The sequence below is a fragment of the Hydrogenophaga sp. genome, assembly GCF_036675665.1.
Classification (GTDB): domain Bacteria; phylum Pseudomonadota; class Gammaproteobacteria; order Burkholderiales; family Burkholderiaceae_C; genus Hydrogenophaga.
Genome location: NZ_JAKFEO010000051.1, coordinates 106201 through 124477, shown reverse-complemented (window position 1 = coordinate 124477; position 18277 = coordinate 106201). Strand labels below are relative to the sequence as shown.

Here is an 18277-nt window from a genome sequence, read left to right as displayed (position 1 = left end):
CGGGTACCCAAGCCGGGCGGAGGGACGCGGGAATTGGGGATTCCCACCGTGGTGGACAGGTTGATCCAGCAGGCCCTGCTGCAGGTGCTGCAACCGCTCATCGATCCGACCTTCAGCGAGCACAGCTACGGCTTCCGGCCGGGGCGCAGCGCGCATCAGGCGCTTGAAGCGGGCAGGCAACCATAGTACTGCCAGCTTCAACCACTAGGAAAACGTGCAGGTCTTGAAACATCACGTGCCGGCGCTTGTCGCAGCGGGTGTTGTGCAGACCTTCCCTAACCGCGATTCCAGGCGGCAATTAGCATCGTGCCGACTTCATCAGGGTCTGTATCTTTCTTTGTGACGGTGCGCTGCGAAGTGGCTCGGCTTGCCCGTACGCCCCTACGAGCCGCTTTTGGTGTGGCTGAGTCGATCAGTAGCCCACCTAGCAGCACCCGGTAGAACTCTTGGAATGCGTCCTCAAGGGTGAGATTGGCCTGGGCAAGGAATGCCGGGCGGCGCAGCCTTAGTGCGGCTCCCAGAATGAGTTCGGATACGACCAGCCCATGGCAGGGTGCGAAGACACCCTGGTGTACCCCATCGTCGATGAGTTGGGATAGCCTAAGGGTACGGACCTGCTGGTAGTGATCGAAGATACCTCTGGCAACTGCTGAATCTTCGACGTCCTTCAGGAACTGGACACCGATGCGACTAGCCGCCTGGACGCCTACGTCCAGGTAGGCAGCGAGTGCTGTCGTCAAATCCTGTTCACGGTGGATCAGTGCTTCGCCCTGTCTCAGGAGGCTATCGAAAAAGCGTTGCACGACGGCGCAGAAGATCTCTTCCTTCGTCTGCGCAATGTCGTAGAGGCGCCGCCGCGAGCAGTGCAGCCGTGCGGCGATTTCACCCACGGTCAGGCCTTTGACCCCCTCCGTCAGGAGCAGATGGGTCAGCGCATCGAAGAACTCTTCGTCTGTGAGCTTCTTTTTCATGCGGGTTTCTCCTAATGAGACATGGTACCAAGTCAATTGACTTGGTACCAATCGAGCGCGTCTAATGGTACCAATTTAAAAGAAATGGTACCGCTTGAACAGCATGCAAGGGGCATCACCGAATGCAGAGGCCTCCAGCTGAACGCCGCCGCCGCAGGCATGTGAATTGTCTGCGATAGCTGTTCCACCGAACCAGACTTGACTTGAACGGAGAAGCACAGCAATGAATCTGCTGGACTATTTCGATGCTGGTGCTACCAGCCATCCGGATGCGCCTTGTTTCGTGGACTGCGGGCGTGATACCCCGGCCGTCACCTATGCGCAAGCGGGAGCGCTCACGTGCCAGATCGCACGGGGGCTACAGGCCTTGGGACTCGCACCTGGTTTTCACGGCGCAGTGCTGAGCGGCAATGCCGGGGCTGCTTTCGTGGCGCTGCTGGGGGTGTTGCGCGGAGGGGGTGTCTGGCTGCCCGTTAATGCGCGCAACAGCGTGGAGACCAACATCGAGTTCCTGCAGGACATGGACTGCGACGTCCTTTTCTATCAGGCCCGCTATATCAGCCAGGTCGCCGAGATCCGCGGCAAGGTCCCCCGCATTCGTCACTACATAGCTCTGGAAGAGGCCGATGGGGCGGATCTGTCGATTGCTCGGTTGATCCAAGGCCAGCCGCCCGAGATGTACGCAGCGCCGCTGCAGCCGCGGGGGCTGGCCATGATCATGGGTACCGGTGGCACCACGGGGCGCTCGAAGGGCGTCATGCTCAGCCACCGCAACCTGACGGCGACCATGGCCAACCATATGTCGGCCATGAACATTACCGACTGCATGACCGTGCTGGCGGCGGCACCTATCACCCACACGGCGGGGCTGGTGTCGCTGCCCTTCATGGCGCGCGGTGGCCGCGTTGTCCTGATGGACGGGATTGATCCGCAGAACCTGCTCAAGGTGATCGAGCAGGAGCGGGTCAACATGCTGTTCCTGCCCCCAACAGTCATCTATACGCTACTGGCGCAGCCCAACGTCCGCGATTTCGACTTTTCCGCGCTGCGCTACCTCATGTACGGCGCCGCACCCATGTCGCCCGACAAACTGGCGGAGGCCATCGATGTGTTCGGCCCCGTCATGCTGCAGATCTATGGCCAGGCGGAAGTGCCTGGCGCGATCTCCGTGCTGCGGGTCGAGGACCATTTCATCGACGGGCAGGTGGCGCCCCGCCAGCGCCTGCTGAGCGCGGGGCGCCGCTTCCCCTTCACGCGGGTGGCGGTCATGGACGACGACGGCAGCCTGCTCACCCAGCCGGGGGCCGTGGGCGAGATCGTCGCGCAGGGCGACATCGTGACCGAGGGCTACTACAAGAACCCCGAGGCCACGGCTGAAGTGCAGCGCCACGGCTGGCACTGCACGGGCGACGTGGGCTATTTCGACGAGCAGGGCTTCCTGTTCATCGTTGACCGCAAGAAGGACATGATCGTCACGGGCGGCTTCAACGTCTTCTCGTCCGAGGTCGAGGCCGCCGTCATGGCCCACCCGGCCGTGAAGGACTGCGCCGTCATCGGCGTGCCCGACGACAAGTGGGGCGAGGCCGTCAGGGCGGTCATCGAGCTGCGCCCGGGCCAGTCCGTGGAGCCGCAGGCGCTCATCCAGTTCGTCAAGGACCGCCTGGGCAGCATCAAGGCGCCCAAGGAGGTCGAGATCGTCGCGCAGCTGCCGCGCAGTGCGGTGGGCAAGGTCTTGAAGAAAGAAGTCCGCAAGAAGTATTGGCACGCGCAGGAGCGCATGGTTTCCTGACGCACGTTTGGTGATTCAACCCCGGAGGTATCGCAATGCAAGAGCCCGTTCTCGTTGCCGGTGTCGGCATGACCCCTTTCAAGAAACCCGGCGACAACCTGCCGTACCCGGAAATGGCTGCGCAGGCGATCCGCGAGGCGCTGCAGGACGCGGGCCTCACCTACTCCGACGTGCAGGACGTCTATGCGGGCTACGTCTATGGCGACTCGGCCAGCGGCCAGCGCGCGGTCTACGAGGTCGGCATGACCGGGGTGCCGGTGATCAACGTCAACAACAACTGCTCCTCCGGCTCCACGGCCCTGTACATGGCGCGCAAGGCCGTGGCCAACGGCTCGGCGGACTGCGCGCTGGCGGTGGGTTTCGAACAGATGCCCGCCGGCGCCCTGAGGGCGTACTGGGACGACCGGCCCGATCCGCTCGACCACTTCAACGGGGTCATGGACGAGATCTTCGGCCACCCCGAGCTGCCCATGGCGATCCGCTACTTCGGCGCGGCGGGCCGCGAGCACATGGAGCGGTACGGCACCCCGCTGGACACCTTCGCCAGGATCCGCGCCAAGGCCAGCCGCCACGCTGCGCGCAATCCGCTGGCGCTGTTCCGCAAGGAGGTGACGGTGGAGGAGGTGCTGGCCAGCTCGCCCCTGGTGCCCGGCGCCATGACCCGCCTGATGGCCTGCCCGCCGACCTGCGGCGCCGCTGCCGCCGTCTTCGTGAGCAAGAAGTTCGCCCAGAAGATGGGCCTCTCCGCCAACGTGCAGGTGTTGGCGCAGTCGCTGGTGTCCGACCGCCCCGGCGCGTTCGCCGACAAGTCCGCGATTTCCGTTGTGGGCTTCGACATGACGCGCGAGGCCGCCCGCCAGGTCTACGAGGCGGCAGGCGTGGGACCGCAGGACATCGACGTGTGCGAGCTGCACGACTGCTTTGCGCAGAACGAGCTGCTCAGCTACGAGGGCCTGGGTTTCTGCGCCGTCGGCGAGGGCCGGGCCTTCGTCGAGTCGGACAGCAACACCTATGGCGGCGCGGTCGTCGTCAACCCCTCGGGCGGGCTGCTGTCCAAGGGCCATCCGCTGGGCGCGACCGGCTTGGCGCAGTGCTACGAGCTGACCCACCAACTGCGCGGCAGCGCCGAAGCACGCCAAGTGGAGGGTGCACGCCTGGCCTTGCAGCACAACGCGGGCCTGGGCGGCGCCACCGTGGTGACCCTGTACGGGCGCGCGGACTGAGGGACGAGATCATGGTGAAACGCCTGGAAGGCAAGGTGGCCCTGGTCACCGGTTGCGGATCATCGGGGCCCGGCTGGGGCAATGGCAAGGCCATGGCCGTGTTGTTCGCCCGCGAAGGGGCGAAGGTCTATGGCTGCGACATCCACCTGGACGCAGCGCGCGAGACCGAGTCGATCGTGCGGGAAGAGGGCGGGGCCATGAGCGTGGCCCAGTGCGACGTGACCGACCCCGGCGCGGTGGAAGCGCTGGTCCAGGATTGCGTGACCACCTATGGCGACATCGACATCCTGGTGAACAACGTCGGCACCGCCCGCCTGGGTGGGGTCGTCGAGCAGAGCCTGGAGGACTGGCGCCTGGTCTTCGACATCAACCTCACCTCCATGTTCCTGACCTGCAAGCATGCGATCCCCTCCATGCTCCGGAAAGGCCGGGGGAGCATCGTCAACATCGGCTCGGTAGCCGGCGTGCGCGACAGCGGCGTGGCCTACGTGTCCTACAGCGCCTCGAAGGCCGCGGTGCTCGGCTTCTCCCGCAGCGTCGCCCTGGAATACGCCAAGCGGGGCATCCGCTCGAACGTGCTGATGCCGGGCCTGATGAATACGCCCATGGTCCGACAGCCCGTGCTGTCGCTGGCGGACGGGTACCGGGAAGCGTCGCAGGAGGAAATGCTGGCCAAGCGGGACCGGCAGTGCCCCATGGGCCACATGGGAGACGCATGGGACGTGGCCACCACGGCCCTGTGGCTGGCGAGTGACGAATCCAAGTACGTCACGTCCGCCGAAATCATGGTCGATGGCGGTATTTCCGCCCGCATCGGCTGACCTGGAATACATGCAAATCAACGACAGGAGACACATCATGGTTAGCGTTGCGAAATGGTTTAAAAAGGGCATGGTGGTCGCCGCGGCGGCGGCCATGGGGCTGGTGTCCAACGGGCATGCCCAGTCCAAGCCCGAGAAGTTCAAGATCGGCGGCGTGCTGTCGCTCTCCGGTCCCTACGGGCTGCTGGGCGAGGACATGCGCCGGGGCGTGCAGATCGCCGTCGAGGAGCGCGGCGGCAAGGTGATGGGCGTGCCCATCGAAGTCACCTGGGAGGACGACGAAACCAAGCCCCAGCCCGCCGTGCAGAAGGCCACCAAGCTGATCTCCGAGGGCTCGCACATGATCTTCGGTGCGCTCAGCTCCGCCTCCACGCTGGCGGTCATGAACCTGGCCAAGCAGCGCAAGGTGCCCCACCTCGTCACCATCTCGGCGGACGACAAGATCACCGTGCCCGGCGGCTCCCGCTACACCTTCCGTACATCGAACAACCTGGGCATGGAAAACCGCATGGCGCTGGCGTACATGCAGGACAGGAAGCTCAAGAAGATCTACATCGTTACCGCCGACTACCAGGCCACCCGTGACGGCTACGAGTGGATCAAGCAGCAGACCGGCCCCAACGGTATCCAGATCGTGGGTGAGGACTTCCCGCCCCTGGGCAACCGCGACTATTCGTCCATCGTGGACAAGATCGCCAAGTCCGACGCCGACGGCGTGCTGCTGATGCTGACGGGCTCGGACGTGGTTACTTTGCTCAAGCAGGCCGGCCAGGTGAACCTGGGCAAGAGCAAGGTGCTTTTCGGACCCGTGGCCGCCGATGAAACCATGGCGGCGGCCGTGGGGCCGGCCTCGCTGGGCGTCAATTCCGGCCTGCGCTACGACCACACCATCGACACCGCCGCCAACCGCAAGTTCGTCGAGGCCTACCGCAAGAAGTTCGGCATCTTCCCCAGCATGACGGCCGGGGAGGCCTACGACGGCATGGCGTGGTGGCTGGACACGGTGGAAAAGACCGGCTCCTGGGACAAGGAGAAGTGGGTGGACGCCTTCGCCGCCAGCGTCCGCGAGAACTCCGTGGAAGGCAAGAAGACCATGCGTGCCTGCGACCACCAGGCCCTGCAGCCGGGCTTCTGGGGCGAGGTGGTGCAGGGCACCCCGCCAGCCCCCGCGCTGACGATGAAGATCACCAAGGTCTTTCCCGAAGAGAAGCTGTTCGAGGCCTGCAAGAACTGAAGGCCGCAGCGGGAGGCCGCCCCGGCCTTCCGCACTCGGTGAATCGCTATGTCAACTATCGTGATCGGCTTGAGCCTGGGCATGCTGCTGTTTTTGCTGGCGGCGGGCCTGACGCTCATCTTCGGCATGCTGGGTGTGATCAATTTTGCCCACGGTGCCATCTATATGTTGGGCGCCTACGTCTCGTATGAAACGGGGCGGCGCACGGGCTCGTTCCTCATGGGCGTGCTGGCCGCTACGTTCTTCACCGCGCTGGCGGGCGCGGTGATCGAGAAGCTGGCGCTGCGACCGCTCTACGAGCGCCCGCACTTCTACCAGCTGATCCTGACCTTCGGCCTGATCCTGATCCTGAGCGACGTGGTGCGCTTCGTCTGGGGCCCCGGCTACCAGGAGGTGGCGATTCCGCCGCTGTGGAACGGCACCGTGGACATGCTGGGCAGCACGATCCCGATGTACCGGCTGTTCGTGATCGGGTTCGGCGCTCTCGTCTCGGCGGGCCTGTACTTGGTGCTTGAGAAGAGCACTTTCGGCATGCTCGTGCGGGCCGCCAGCAGCGACGCGGAAATGGTGCGCATCCTGGGCCTGCCAGTGGGCGCGATCCGCATGGCGGTCTTCGCCACGGGCTGTGGCCTGTCGGGCCTGGCGGGCGCGATCGCGGCGCCGCTGTTCCCCATCGAGCTGGGTATGGCGACCAACACCATCATCGACTGCTTCATCGTCGTGATCCTGGGTGGGCTGGGGAACATCCGGGGGGCGATCGCGGCGTCCATGCTGATCGGCATGGTGCGTGCCCTGGGCTACGTGTACCTGCCCGGCTGGGTGGACATCATGACCTTCGTGCTGCTGATCGGCACCCTCTTGACGCGCCCGCAGGGCTTGTTCTACCGCGCGGCGAGGACGGCATGAAACTCTCCCTGTTCGACATCTGCTTCGGCCTGCTGCTGGCCGCGGCCGGCATCCTGCTGCCCTTCCTCAACCCGAGTGAAGCGCTGATCCAGCTGGTCACCCTGGCGGCCATCTGGGCGATCTTCGCCATCGGCTTCGACTTCGTGTTCGGCGCTTTGGGCATGGTGTCCTTCGGGCACGCCACCTTCCTCGGGGTGGGCGGCTACGCCGTGGCCCTGGCGACGCAGAAATACGGGCTGCCTTTCTCCGCCGGCGTGGGCCTGGCCATCATCGTGGGGGCTGCGTTCGCCCTGCTGTTCAGCTTCTTCGCGCTGCGGGTGTCCGGCATCTTCTTCGCGCTGGTGACCCTGGCGCTGTCCCAGCTGATCTTCATCCTGGCGGACAGCAAGCTGCGCGGCTTCACTGGCGGGTCGGACGGCATCTCGGGCGTGGAGCGCCCGGGCTTCCTGGGCATCGACTTCTACGACCCCGTCCACTACTACTGGTTCGTGCTGGGCGTGTATGCCCTGGTCATGCTGGCGGTGATCTCGCTGCGCAGTTCGCCGTTCGGCCGCGTGATCGCGGCGATCCGTGGCAACGAGACCCGCGCCGACCAACTGGGCTTCAACGTCAACCGCTACAAGCAGATCACCTTCGTGATCTCGGGCGGCCTGAGCGGCCTGGCGGGGGCGCTGCTGGCCTCGCTGCTGATGTACATGAACCCGCAGATGCTGCACTGGACCACCTCGGGGGACGTGATCATCATGACCCTGCTGGGCGGCTCCGGCTCGCTGTGGGGCGCCACCGTCGGCGTGATCGCCTTCGAGGTGCTCAAGGAATGGCTGAGCAGCTGGACCGAGTACTGGTACGGCGTGCTGGGCCTGGTGTTCATCCTTGCAACCATCTTCTTCCCGCGCGGCATCGTTGGCGAGCTGGAGCAGGGTTTCGCGGCCTACCAGAAGAACCGGCGCGGAGGTGCGCGATGAGCCAGGCAGCACTGCGGTGCGAGGGCGTGACTGTCAGCTACGGCGCCCTGAAGGCGGTCAACGACGTCAGCCATGAATTCCTGGAGGGCTGCATCTACGGCCTGATCGGACCCAACGGCGCGGGCAAGACCACGCTGCTGAACGTGCTGGCCGGGCGGCAGATGCGCCATGCGGGCAAGGTGTACTGCGGCGGCCGGGAGATCAGCCAGCGCCCCGCCTACGAACGGGCCCGCATGGGCATCGGGCGCAGCTTCCAGATCATCAAGATCTTCGGCGAAATGACGGTGGCCGAGAACCTGCTGGTCGCGGCCCAGTCCCGCCGGCCCGGGTTCCAGCCCTTCTGGATGAGCCGCCACTTCGACCGGCAGTTCCGCGAGCAGCTGGATGCCATCCTGGAGCTGACGGGGCTGGCGGCCCACCGCGACGACGTCGCGGGCACGCTGCCCTACGGCCTGCAGCGCTCGCTGGAACTGGGCGTGACCCTGCTGCCCGATCCCAGGATTTTGCTGCTGGACGAACCGCTGGCGGGCATCGGCCACCACGAGATCCAGGCCGCGCTGGCCCTGATCCGCAAGGCCGCGCAGGGGCGCACGGTGCTGCTGATCGAGCACAACATGGATGCGGTGATGTCGCTGTCCCACGAAATCGTGGTCATGAGCAACGGCTCGGTCATCGCCTGCGGCGCCCCCGAGGACATCCGCAGGAACGAAGCGGTGCGGTCGATTTACCTTGGGGAGGACGCGCAGTGATCGAACTCGAAAAAGCCAGCGTCAGGTACGGCCAGGCCCTGGCGCTGGAAGAAATCTCCGTGCGGATCGATTTCCATGAAATCGTCGCCATCGTCGGGCGCAACGGCGCAGGCAAAACCACGCTGCTCAAGGCCCTGGTCGGCCTGATGCCCCTGGTGGCCGGCCGGCGCCTGCTGGGCGAGCAGGACATTTCGGGCCTGGGCGTGGAGGCCATCGCCAAGCTCGGCGTGGCGCTGGTGCCGGACACGCGCCGCATCTTCCCCAACCTGTCGGTGCTGGAGAACCTCAAGATCGGCGCGCTGGCCCACCAGCCGGGGCACTGGACCCTCGACCGGGTGCTGGACGCCTTCCCGCGCCTGCGGGAACGGCTGGACTTCGGCGGCGACCAGCTCTCCGGCGGCGAGCAGCAGATGCTGTCGATCGGGCGCGCCCTGCTGGGCAACCCGCGCATGCTGCTGCTCGACGAACCCACCGAGGGGCTGGCGCCGGTCATCGTGGACCAACTGGTCCGCGTGTTCAGCGAAGTCCATCGCCAGGGCACCGGCATCGTGCTGGTGGAGCAGAACCTCAAGGTGCCCCTGAAGCTGGCCCACCGCCAGTACGTGCTGGACCATGGCCAGGTCGCCTGGTCCGGCACGGCCCAGGAACTGGACGCGCAGCGCGCCCACGTCGAGGGCCTCATCACGACGGGCGCAGCGGCGTGACCGCTCCGTGCCCATGCAAACCCCAATCCAAGGCATGCCCATGAACGCCCGCACCGCCGCGCGCATCGCGCCCCTGCATGAAAGCGACCCCCGCTCGCGCGACCCCGTGCTCGAAGAGCTGGTGGATTTCGTCGGCTACCGCCCGAATGCGCTGCTGACCATGGCGCGCAAACCCGGCGTGGTGCCCGCGCTGCTCAAGCTGTTGAGCGTGACGCTGCGCGGCGACGGGCAGCTCACCCAGGCGCTGCGCTTCCTGATCGCCGCGGAAGCCGCGCGCGGTGCGCGCTGTCGCTATACGACGACGCACCTCGTCCACGCCGCCCACCACCTGGGCGTGGGCTGGGACAAGCTGGCCGCGCTGCCGTCCTACCGGGACGACCCTCGGTACACCGAGCAGGAGCGCAAGGCGCTGGCCATCGCCACCGCAGGCGGCAGCCTGCCGGTGCGCGAACCGGGCCAGGCCATCGACCAGGCCCGGCAGGTCTTCTCCGAGGAGGAAATCGTCGAGATCGTGTCCTGCGTGGCCATGGTCGGCTGGTTCAATCGCTGGAACGGCCTGATGGGCTCGGAGCTGGAGCCCATGCCCTCGGAGGCGCTGGCCCACGTTCCCTGGCTCCAGGATCTCGAAGTCTGAAAGAGAAGGCCATGTACAGCCGCATCCACGAACCCCACGCATGCACGCTGACCGATGCCCTGCGCGAATGGGCCGCCAGCCGCCCCGCAGCGCCCTGGCTGGAGGACAGCCAGGGCATCGCCTTCACCGTGGGGCAGGCGTTCACCAGCAGCCAGCGGTTTGCGAGCTTCCTGCACCACCAACTGGGCGTGCAGCCCGAAGAGCGCGTTGGCGTCTTCATGTCCAACAGCTGCGCCATGGTGGCGACCACGTTCGGCATCGGCTACCTGCGGGCCACGGCGGTGATGCTCAACACCGAGCTGCGTTCCTCCTTCCTCCGCCACCAGTTGAACGATTGCCAACTGGCCACCATCGTGGTGGACTCCGCGCTGGTCGAGCACGTCGCCAGCCTGGCGGATGAGCTGCCCCACCTGCGCACCCTGGTCGTGGTGGGCGACGCGCCCGCCGCCGTGCCCGAACGCTGGCGGCAGGTGGCCTGGATGGACAGCAGCGCCTGCGCGCCGTGGGAAGGCCCCGCGCCCCGGCCCGAGGACATCTTCTGCATCATGTACACCTCCGGCACTACCGGGCCCAGTAAGGGCGTGCTGATGCCGCACTGCCACTGCGCCCTGCTCGGGCTGGGGGCGATACGCAGCCTGGAGATCACCGAGGCCGACAAGTACTACATTTGCCTGCCCCTGTTCCATGCCAACGGTCTGTTCATGCAACTGGGGGCGACGGTGCTGGCGGGCATACCGGCCTTCCTCAAGCAGCGGTTCAGCGCCAGCACTTGGCTGGCCGACATCCGCCGCAGCGGCGCCACGCTGACCAACCACCTGGGCACGACGGCCATGTTCGTCATCAACCAGCCGCCCACGGAGCAGGACCGCGACCACCGCCTGCGCGCCAGCCTGAGCGCGCCCAACCCGGCCCAGCACGAGGCCGTGTTCCGCGAGCGCTTCGGCGTGAAGGACGTGCTGTCTGGGTTCGGCATGACCGAGGTCGGCATTCCCATCTGGGGGCGCATCGGGCACGCTGCGCCGAACGCGGCCGGCTGGGCGCACGAGGACCGTTTCGAGATCTGCATCGCCGACCCCGAGACCGATGTGCCGGTGCTGGCCGGGCAAGTGGGCGAAATCCTGGTGCGGCCCAAGGTGCCCTTCGGCTTCATGGCGGGCTACCTGAACGTCCCGGCGAAAACGGTCGAGGCCTGGCGCAACCTCTGGTTCCACACGGGCGATGCAGGCACGCGGGACGAACAGGGGCTTATCACCTTCGTGGACCGCATCAAGGACTGCATCCGCCGCCGGGGCGAGAACATCTCGGCCACCGAGGTCGAGGTCGTGGTGGGCCAGTTGCCCGGCGTCCATGAAGTGGCGGCCTACGCCGTTCCGGCGCAGGGCGCGGGCGGGGAGGACGAGGTGATGCTCGCCCTGGTGCCCAGCGAGGGAGCGGCGCTGGACATGGCGGACATCGTCCGCCAGGCCAGCGCCCAACTGCCACGCTTCGCCAAGCCGCGCTACCTGCGCCAGATGGACAGCCTGCCCAAGACGGCGACCGGCAAGATCCAGCGCGCCGTCCTGCGCCAGCAAGGCAGCGCCGGCGCCTACGACGCCGAGGCGGCACCCGCCCGGTAAACAGGAGGAGCACACCATGTCGGAAAAACTGCGCGGCAAGGTGGCCGTGGTCACCGGCTCGGGCCGGGGTATTGGCCGGGCGATGGCCCTCAAGCTCGCGGGCGAAGGGGCCCGGCTCGTCCTCAACGACCTCGACGACGAACCCGCCATGGCCGTGCGCGAGGAGATCATCGCGCTGGGCGGCGAGGCGGTGGCCTGCTGCGGCAGCGTGGCCGAAGCCGGTTTCGCCGACCGGCTGATCGGCACGGCCACCGGCGCGTTTGGCGGGCTGGACATCCTCATCAACAACGCGGGCTACACCTGGGACAACGTCATCCAGAAGATGAGCGACGCGCAGTGGGACGCGATGATCGACGTGCACCTGACCGCGCCGTTCCGCATCCTGCGCGCGGCGCAGCCGGTGGTCCGCGCGCTGAGCCGGGCCGACGCCGAGGCCGGCCGCCGTGTGGTGCGCAAGGTGGTCAACGTCTCCTCGGTCTCGGGCGTCTTCGGCAATGCGGGGCAGGTCAACTACTCCGCCGCCAAGGCGGGCATCGTGGGCCTGACCATGGCGCTGGCCAAGGAGTGGGGGCGCCTGAACACCACGGTCAATTGCGTGGCCTACGGCCTCATCCGCACCCGCATGACCGAGGCCACCGCCGATTCCGACGCCGCCATCCAGGTCGAGGGACGCGAGATCAAGGTGGGCGTGAACCCGGACCTGATGGCAGCGATGGAGCGGAACATTCCGCTGGGCCGGGCCGGCACGCCCGAGGAGGCCGCCGGCGCGGCCTACCTGTTCTGCATTCCCGAGTCCGACTACGTGAGCGGCCAGACCCTGCTGTGCACGGGCGGGCTCACTGGCATATAACCTGATGCGATGACGAAGCCAGACACCCCCGCGCTGACCTACCCCTTCGAGCCCCCGGCGTCGCACCACACGGTCGAGGTCGCCCCCGGCGTGCGCTGGATCCGGCTGTCCATGCCGTTCCGGCTCGACCACATCAACGTCTGGGCCATCGACACGCACGATGGCTGGGTGCTGGTGGACACCGGCCTGAACAACCCCACCACCGTGGCCGACTGGCTGGCGCTGATGGGTGAGGGGCCGCTGGCGCGACCGCTGCAGGGCGTGTACACCACGCACATGCACCCCGACCACATCGGGCTGGCAGGCTGGTTCACGCGCCGCGCTGGCGTGCCGCTGCACATGAGCCGCCTGGAATACCTGAGCTGCCGCGTGATGCACGCCGACACGAACCGCGAGGCGCCGCCCGACGGCGTGCTGTTCCACCGCCGCGCGGGCTGGTCGGAGGCAGCCATCGAGGGCTACCGCAGCCGCTTCGGCAGCTTCGGCAAGCACATCCATGCGCTGCCCGAGAGCTTCCGGCGCCTGCAGGATGGCGACCTGCTGCAGTTGGGCGCGCACGCCTGGCGGGTCATCACCACCGGCGGCCATTCGCCGGAGCATGCCTGCCTGTACTGCCCCGGCCTGAAACTGCTGGTTGCGGGCGACCAGGTGCTGCCGCGCATCTCGTCGAACGTGTCGGTGTTCGCCACCGAGCCGCAGGCCAATCCGCTCAAGGAGTGGTTCGAGTCGCTGGACAAGCTGGCGCGGGAAGTGCCCGCCGATGTGCTGGTGCTGCCCTCGCACAATGAACCCTTCTACGGGCTGCACGAACGCCTGGGCTCGCTGCGCGCCGGTCAGGAGCGGGCGCTGGAACGGCTGCGCCAGTCGCTGACGGGCGGGCCGCAGCGCATCGTGGACGTGTTCCCCGCCTTGTTCCACCGTGCCATCGATGAGCAGGACGGGCAGCAACTGAGTCTCGCCACGGGCGAGGCCGTGGCCTGTATGAATTACTTCATCGCGGAAAGCGCCGTAGGGTGCACCGTGGATGGGAGCGGCGTCGCATGGTATGAGCTGAAGTCGTGAGGCCGCACCATCTCCGGCCTCAGCTACCTCATTCATTGAGAGGGCAGTCCACGCTGGTGTTTACGACTTTAGATAGGCAGCGGCCTGGCTGGGCATTGCGAACAGCCGCATGGATGCTGGGTGGGTGTTTACGACTTTAATTGCCCAGAATAGCCACCGTGATGCATGAACCTGCCGAGGCATTGGCCGCCTGACCCATGCCGCAGGCAAGCGCCCGGGCCAAGGCCGGAGCGCTTTGCCGCAGGGAGCCGAACCATGCCCACCATCAACATCACCAGTGGCCCGCGCATGGCGGCGGTCTACGCGCCCGGCACGGTACGCGCCCGCCGCTGGCACGGCGAGGGCGATGTGCGCGGTTACCGTCCGCCCTCGGGCTGGATGGCCCGAGCCGATCTCACCGACATTCATCCCATCACGGGCCGTGCCTTAGCGCGGGCCGTGTGGTGGATCATTGAGACAAAGGAATAACCATCGTCAGCACCGCGCCTAGGTCGTTTCGCCCTAGGCGCGGTGAGCTTCAAAAATCCGGGCGCGGCGGTGGCCGCGCCCGGTGTCGAAGGCATTGCTGCATTGCGCAATGCCTTCGGGCACTGGCCCGTCCAGGGCCAGTGTCAGGAGGTGGCCGGGCGGCACACTCGGTAGTTGCAGGGAAGTCAAGGCTTGCCGCCAGTATGACCTGTGCATGCACGGTCTCAGCCTGCACAATTATTGAGGTTGAGTCATCGCCACGGCTTCATGTTCGGGAAGACGCTGGAGCGGCAAGAGATCCATGACATCACAAAACAGAGCGCGGTTCTGCCAGTCGTTGCGGTCGCCGATCACATAGAAGCGCCGCTTCGCCCGCGTTGCCGCCACGTTCAGCAGGTTGGGCTCCGAGACCGCCCAGTCGCGTGCGCCGGGACCGTCGGTATTTCCGCCCAACACCATGATGACAACCGGCGCTTCCTTTCCCTGCATGGTGTGGATGGTTCCGGAAACCATCGTGTCGCCGAGCAAGCGTTTGAGGTTCTCCAGGACATTCTTGAAGGGCGTGATGACCGAAATGTCGGCTGCATTCACTCCGTCCTCATGAAGCAAGGCCAGCAGCGCCCGCAGGGCTTTTCCTTCAGCCGGCACCCAGTTCCCGTCGGATGTTCCACTGGCGTGAATCCACCCCGTAGGCAGTCGGGCGGGGGTTTCCTTGTCGGCTCGCGGTGCGATGGTGCCGTACACCATCGCACCGTCGTAGGCGATGCGGTTGGCCAGTCCGTGCATCGGCTTGTCGCAGCGCCGGTGCACGGCCAACGGCAACCCCACCCACGTCTTGCTGTCGGCCGGTCCCGCCATGCGGCCCCACGCAGTAGCCTGGTCCGCCAAGGTTTGCGCGGATTGTCGGTTGGGGAGCCAATGTGCATCGACACGGTAGCGCGTGCGCATGTGTTCCAGCACTGCGTCGGACATCCCCGCCGCGCGAGCTTGGCGCCCCTCAAATACCGCCGAACCGGCGATGCCGGATCGACCCGGCCAACGCCCCGCCACGATGGACGAGGCGCTGGCGAACACGCTGGCGCTTACTGCGGCAGGTTGTACGAATGCGTGCCGTCCTCAACGCTGGCGGTTCTCGCCCATCACGTCACGAAGGACGGTTCACGGACATCCCGCCCGGCATCGCCATGGAGCTTCCACGCCACGCCTCAAGACCGGCGCCGCAAGGTGCGGCCGGGGCGTTCTCGCTTGTCGTCGGGTGGTTGACCCGGCCCGCGTCAGTGGGCGAGCCGGTGCAGCCTTCGTGCGGGGATGCCGAGTCGGCCCTGTCTCTTTTCGGTGCGGTTCGGCCCAAGGCGTCCTTGTGTTGTTGTGAATCCTGGCGGGGGCGCGGCTGCGCCTCGGGCTTCATGGCTGCAACCGTCCAGCGAAAACAATTTCCCCGCCGCTGCGCGGCTTCCTCGCGCAGCAAATTCTTTTCGCCTCCCGGCTCTCCACTGCGTTTCGACCGCAAGCGGTGCAGCCCGCCCGTCCCCCGCCGGCCGGATCACAACAAGGACGCGATGGGCGCGAACCTTGTTCCACCAAAAGGAGTTTCATCATGGCCAACATCGGCAGCTTCACCGCAGACAAAGACGGCTACACCGGCACGCTTCGCACCCTGACGCTCAACGTCAAGGTCAAGCTGGTGCCCAACGACAAGGGGGACAACGAGAAGGCCCCGGACTTTCGCCTGCAGGCCGCCAGCCACGATATCGGCGCGGCGTGGAAGAAGACCAGCGAGGCCGGGCGGGAGTACATCTCCGTGACCCTTGACGATCCTTCGTTCCCGGCCACGGTCTATGCCCGCCTGATCGAAGGCGAGGACGGCACGCACGACCTGATCTGGTCGCGCAGCAAGCCCCAGGCGGCGTGACCGCCACAGCGCCCCGCCCACGTGGCGGGGCGCTGTGCTGCCTTCGCGGCACTTCAAGGAGGCAACACCATCGCCAAGGCTGCGCCGTGTCGAGCGGCTTTCGCATGTGTTGAGTTGCCCGCCGCAAGCGGTGGCCGGGCGTGTCGGTGCGTTGCACCGCCGGGCTTTACGGGCTGCGCCCCGTGCCGACTTCGCCGTCACGGCCATCCGGCTGCAATCCCTCACGCCTTCGCGCCTGCGGCGCTGCGCGCTTCGCTTGCCTCCTGGGGAAAGCCCTGTGGCCTATCCCCGCCGCGCGATGCTTGGCGCCCCTGCAGTCCCCGAACCGGCTGAGCCGGATCGGCCACGCCAGCAACGTCGCACGCTATGGCGTGTCACTCTTCTTCGCCACAGTCTCCAACTCCTGGCGCACCTGCACCAGAAGCTGATCAACCTGCTGCAGGTCGTCGCCGGCATAGGCCAGCGTCAGCAGCGTGAGCGGGTGCACCTCCATGACCTCGCACAGCTCGGCCAGCTTGTTCAGGGTGGGGCTTTTGAGGTCGCGCTCCAGCGTGCTCATGTAGGTGCGGCTGGACACGTCGGAGAACGCCTCCTGGCTCAATCCACGCGCTTTCCTGATGGTCTTTAGTGCCTCCGACAATGTATGTTTCGCTGCCAACCCTGGATCTCCCCAAAATCCAAGATGACAGCCGATTGCGCCCTATAGGGCTACAATCTATAGTGTTCAACTATGCCTGCCTGCCGCTTTTGTGCTTTTACGGAAATCCGTATCTGCGGCTTCTCACAGAAGCGCAAAGCCGCATCCGTGCCTTTCCACAAACCCGCCAATGCGGTTTTGCGCTTTCACGCTTCGGCGGTTTTGTGCGAATGAGGGGACGCCCATGAACCAGCTCATCACCGAGGACGAGCGCAGGCTGTTGCTGGAACACGGCCAAGCCCGCGCCGCTGGCCGGGTCATCGACCCGCTGCCCGTGGTGCGGCTGTTCACGCCGGATGCACACGCCACCTGGCTGTTGGTGTCGCTCGACCCCGCCGACGGCGATACGGCCCATGGCCTGATCGACTTGGGGATCGGCATGCCCGAGCTAGGCGAGATCAAGCTGTCCGACCTCGCATCCATCGTCGGGCCGAGCAAACAGCCCGTGATGCGGGACCGGTATTTCCGGGCGGTGCGCCCGTTGTCGGAGTACCTGCGGCTGGCCCAGGAGAACGGCTCCATCCTCGATTGAGCCGTTCGCGCCCAGGCCAAGCCGGGCGCATTGAGACTATTTCGGTCTTGCTCCAGACCCGTCCGGTCTTAGTCCGCACTATCGCACCAAATCGGTGCCATCGTGGCGCAATCGGTCATGATGCCGGCCGTGGCATCGGGCACGGTGGATATCGCAGGAGGCGCGTATGTCCTCGCGCGCCACCGTCGCATTCAGACGATCCATGCAACCCATCCGATGCATTTCGTCTTGACACGCAAGTTACCAATCTACCAGCTTATTCACGATTGGATGCAAGTTTGATGCGGTGACGTTTGCGTGTGAAACCGGTGACGGCCGTCCTGCTCTACGGGAGCTTGCGTCATGGCCGAGCCGCACCACTTCGCGCACTGGTATCCGACCGCCGCCTACCTCTACGTCCTGTGCCTGGACACGCTCGCACTGGCCTGGGAGTACCTGCGTCGCCATCCCGACTACCGGCTCGACTGGCTGCGCCGTCATCGCCAAGCACAAGCAATGCATGAGGCTGCGCATCGCTGGGGCCTGCGTCTGCTGGAAGACCCGGCCTTGGACGCGCGTGACGCGCATCCGGCCTGGCTCCCCGGCCATGAGGCCGTGGTGCAGCTTCACCCCGATGCCGATCCGCCACCGGATGCCGAGCCGTTCGCGTTTTGGCGCATTCCCGGCCACAAGCAACTGCTCCACGACGGCAAGGGCCTGGCGCTGATCGCGCGCAGCCCCGGCCTTTGCCAGCGCTATGCGCTGGCGCCTGGCCTTGAGGACGGCATGGCCGTGGCCCATGCCTACCGTGGCCGTGGGGCCACCCACGTGCCTGACACGCCAGCGCCGATGGCTCGCCCCCGACCGCCCCCTGCGGCGCTGCTGGAGCTGCACACCCTGCAGGCGCTCGACGCCACCCTGGCGGGCGCGTCCTTGCGCGACGTGGCCGAGGGCTTGTTCGGTGCGGACGCCGCGGCCGGCTGGTACAGCGACGGCGGCCTGCGCTCCAAGGTGCGCCGCCTGGTGCGGCGCGGCGATGCGCTGATGCGCGGCGGCTATCGCCGCCTAGCACAGCTTGCGCCGCTTGAGAAGGGTCGTTTTGAAGAGGACGCAAAACGACCCTGAGCAGGAGCGCTTCGTTTTCTGAGACTGCCTCCATCCGGTT

The 18277-nt window shown here is 66.4% G+C and carries 19 protein-coding genes and 1 pseudogene; 17 read left to right on the top strand and 3 right to left on the bottom strand.

What is annotated here, in order from left to right; translation table 11 throughout:
- Positions 1–3: 3 nt before the first annotated feature.
- Positions 4–177: pseudogene (locus tag V6M63_RS17930) on the top strand (reverse transcriptase domain-containing protein); the annotation flags it as partial.
- A gap of 98 nt (positions 178–275) precedes the next feature.
- Here the strand turns inward: V6M63_RS17930 and V6M63_RS17925 are convergent.
- The gene (locus V6M63_RS17925) at positions 276–971 is read right to left on the bottom strand and encodes a TetR/AcrR family transcriptional regulator (protein ID WP_016452567.1); all 696 of its coding nucleotides are present in this window, start codon (positions 969–971) and stop codon (positions 276–278) included.
- Positions 972–1194: 223 nt separating this feature from the next.
- Between V6M63_RS17925 and V6M63_RS17920 the strand changes: the two genes are divergently transcribed.
- The 13 genes from V6M63_RS17920 (at position 1195) to V6M63_RS17860 (ending at position 13992) form a co-directional block, all read left to right on the top strand.
- Positions 1195–2760: an AMP-binding protein gene (locus V6M63_RS17920; protein ID WP_016452566.1), complete on the top strand. Its 1566-nt coding sequence runs from the start codon at positions 1195–1197 to the stop codon at positions 2758–2760.
- A gap of 35 nt (positions 2761–2795) precedes the next feature.
- A complete protein-coding gene (locus tag V6M63_RS17915) occupies positions 2796–3983 on the top strand; it encodes a lipid-transfer protein (protein WP_016452565.1) in 1188 nt (395 codons plus the stop codon).
- A gap of 11 nt (positions 3984–3994) precedes the next feature.
- Positions 3995–4804 carry an SDR family NAD(P)-dependent oxidoreductase gene (locus V6M63_RS17910; protein ID WP_016452564.1) on the top strand — a complete coding sequence of 270 codons (810 nt, stop codon included), beginning with the start codon at positions 3995–3997 and terminating at the stop codon, positions 4802–4804.
- A 37-nt stretch (positions 4805–4841) separates the two neighbouring features.
- On the top strand, positions 4842–6038 hold the full coding sequence (locus tag V6M63_RS17905; RefSeq protein WP_016452563.1) for an ABC transporter substrate-binding protein: 1197 nt from the start codon (positions 4842–4844) through the stop codon (positions 6036–6038).
- A 48-nt stretch (positions 6039–6086) separates the two neighbouring features.
- Complete coding sequence (locus V6M63_RS17900) at positions 6087–6944, top strand: branched-chain amino acid ABC transporter permease (RefSeq protein ID WP_016452562.1); 858 nt, start codon at positions 6087–6089, stop codon at positions 6942–6944.
- The gene (locus V6M63_RS17895) at positions 6941–7909 is read left to right on the top strand and encodes a branched-chain amino acid ABC transporter permease (protein ID WP_016452561.1); all 969 of its coding nucleotides are present in this window, start codon (positions 6941–6943) and stop codon (positions 7907–7909) included. The genes V6M63_RS17900 and V6M63_RS17895 overlap by 4 nt, the downstream gene beginning before the upstream one ends.
- A complete protein-coding gene (locus tag V6M63_RS17890) occupies positions 7906–8658 on the top strand; it encodes an ABC transporter ATP-binding protein (protein WP_016452560.1) in 753 nt (250 codons plus the stop codon). The genes V6M63_RS17895 and V6M63_RS17890 overlap by 4 nt, the downstream gene beginning before the upstream one ends.
- Complete coding sequence (locus tag V6M63_RS17885) at positions 8655–9362, top strand: ABC transporter ATP-binding protein (RefSeq protein WP_016452559.1); 708 nt, start codon at positions 8655–8657, stop codon at positions 9360–9362. Before V6M63_RS17890 ends, V6M63_RS17885 begins: the two co-directional genes overlap by 4 nt.
- A 34-nt stretch (positions 9363–9396) precedes the next feature.
- Entirely contained in the window at positions 9397–9996 is a 600-nt protein-coding gene (locus tag V6M63_RS17880) for a carboxymuconolactone decarboxylase family protein (protein WP_332744025.1), read from the top strand.
- A gap of 11 nt (positions 9997–10007) precedes the next feature.
- Positions 10008–11612, top strand: a complete 1605-nt coding sequence (locus tag V6M63_RS17875) for an AMP-binding protein (RefSeq protein ID WP_016452557.1) — start codon at positions 10008–10010, stop codon at positions 11610–11612.
- Positions 11613–11628: 16 nt separating this feature from the next.
- A complete protein-coding gene (locus V6M63_RS17870; RefSeq protein WP_016452556.1) occupies positions 11629–12462 on the top strand; it encodes an SDR family NAD(P)-dependent oxidoreductase in 834 nt (277 codons plus the stop codon).
- 9 nt (positions 12463–12471) lie between these two features.
- On the top strand, positions 12472–13524 hold the full coding sequence (locus V6M63_RS17865) for an MBL fold metallo-hydrolase (RefSeq protein ID WP_016452555.1): 1053 nt from the start codon (positions 12472–12474) through the stop codon (positions 13522–13524).
- A 255-nt stretch (positions 13525–13779) separates the two neighbouring features.
- On the top strand, positions 13780–13992 hold the full coding sequence (locus tag V6M63_RS17860) for a hypothetical protein (RefSeq protein WP_016452554.1): 213 nt from the start codon (positions 13780–13782) through the stop codon (positions 13990–13992).
- 237 nt (positions 13993–14229) lie between these two features.
- On the opposite strand, the gene V6M63_RS17855 is transcribed toward V6M63_RS17860, so the two are convergent.
- Entirely contained in the window at positions 14230–15066 is an 837-nt protein-coding gene (locus tag V6M63_RS17855) for an AAA domain-containing protein (RefSeq protein WP_200874531.1), read from the bottom strand.
- A gap of 523 nt (positions 15067–15589) precedes the next feature.
- Here V6M63_RS17855 and V6M63_RS17850 point away from each other — a divergent pair.
- On the top strand, positions 15590–15904 hold the full coding sequence (locus V6M63_RS17850) for a DUF736 domain-containing protein (protein WP_016452552.1): 315 nt from the start codon (positions 15590–15592) through the stop codon (positions 15902–15904).
- A gap of 364 nt (positions 15905–16268) precedes the next feature.
- Here V6M63_RS17850 and V6M63_RS17845 read toward each other — a convergent pair whose 3' ends face one another.
- Positions 16269–16562, bottom strand: coding sequence for a helix-turn-helix domain-containing protein (locus tag V6M63_RS17845; protein ID WP_016452551.1), 294 nt, complete (start codon positions 16560–16562; stop codon positions 16269–16271).
- A gap of 223 nt (positions 16563–16785) precedes the next feature.
- Here V6M63_RS17845 and V6M63_RS17840 point away from each other — a divergent pair, with 223 nt between their 5' ends.
- Both V6M63_RS17840 and V6M63_RS17835 read left to right on the top strand, forming a co-directional pair.
- Positions 16786–17133: a DUF2958 domain-containing protein gene (locus V6M63_RS17840; protein WP_016452550.1), complete on the top strand. Its 348-nt coding sequence runs from the start codon at positions 16786–16788 to the stop codon at positions 17131–17133.
- 342 nt (positions 17134–17475) lie between these two features.
- The gene (locus V6M63_RS17835) at positions 17476–18237 is read left to right on the top strand and encodes a DUF2285 domain-containing protein (RefSeq protein WP_016452549.1); all 762 of its coding nucleotides are present in this window, start codon (positions 17476–17478) and stop codon (positions 18235–18237) included.
- The last annotated feature ends 40 nt before the right edge of the window (positions 18238–18277 follow it).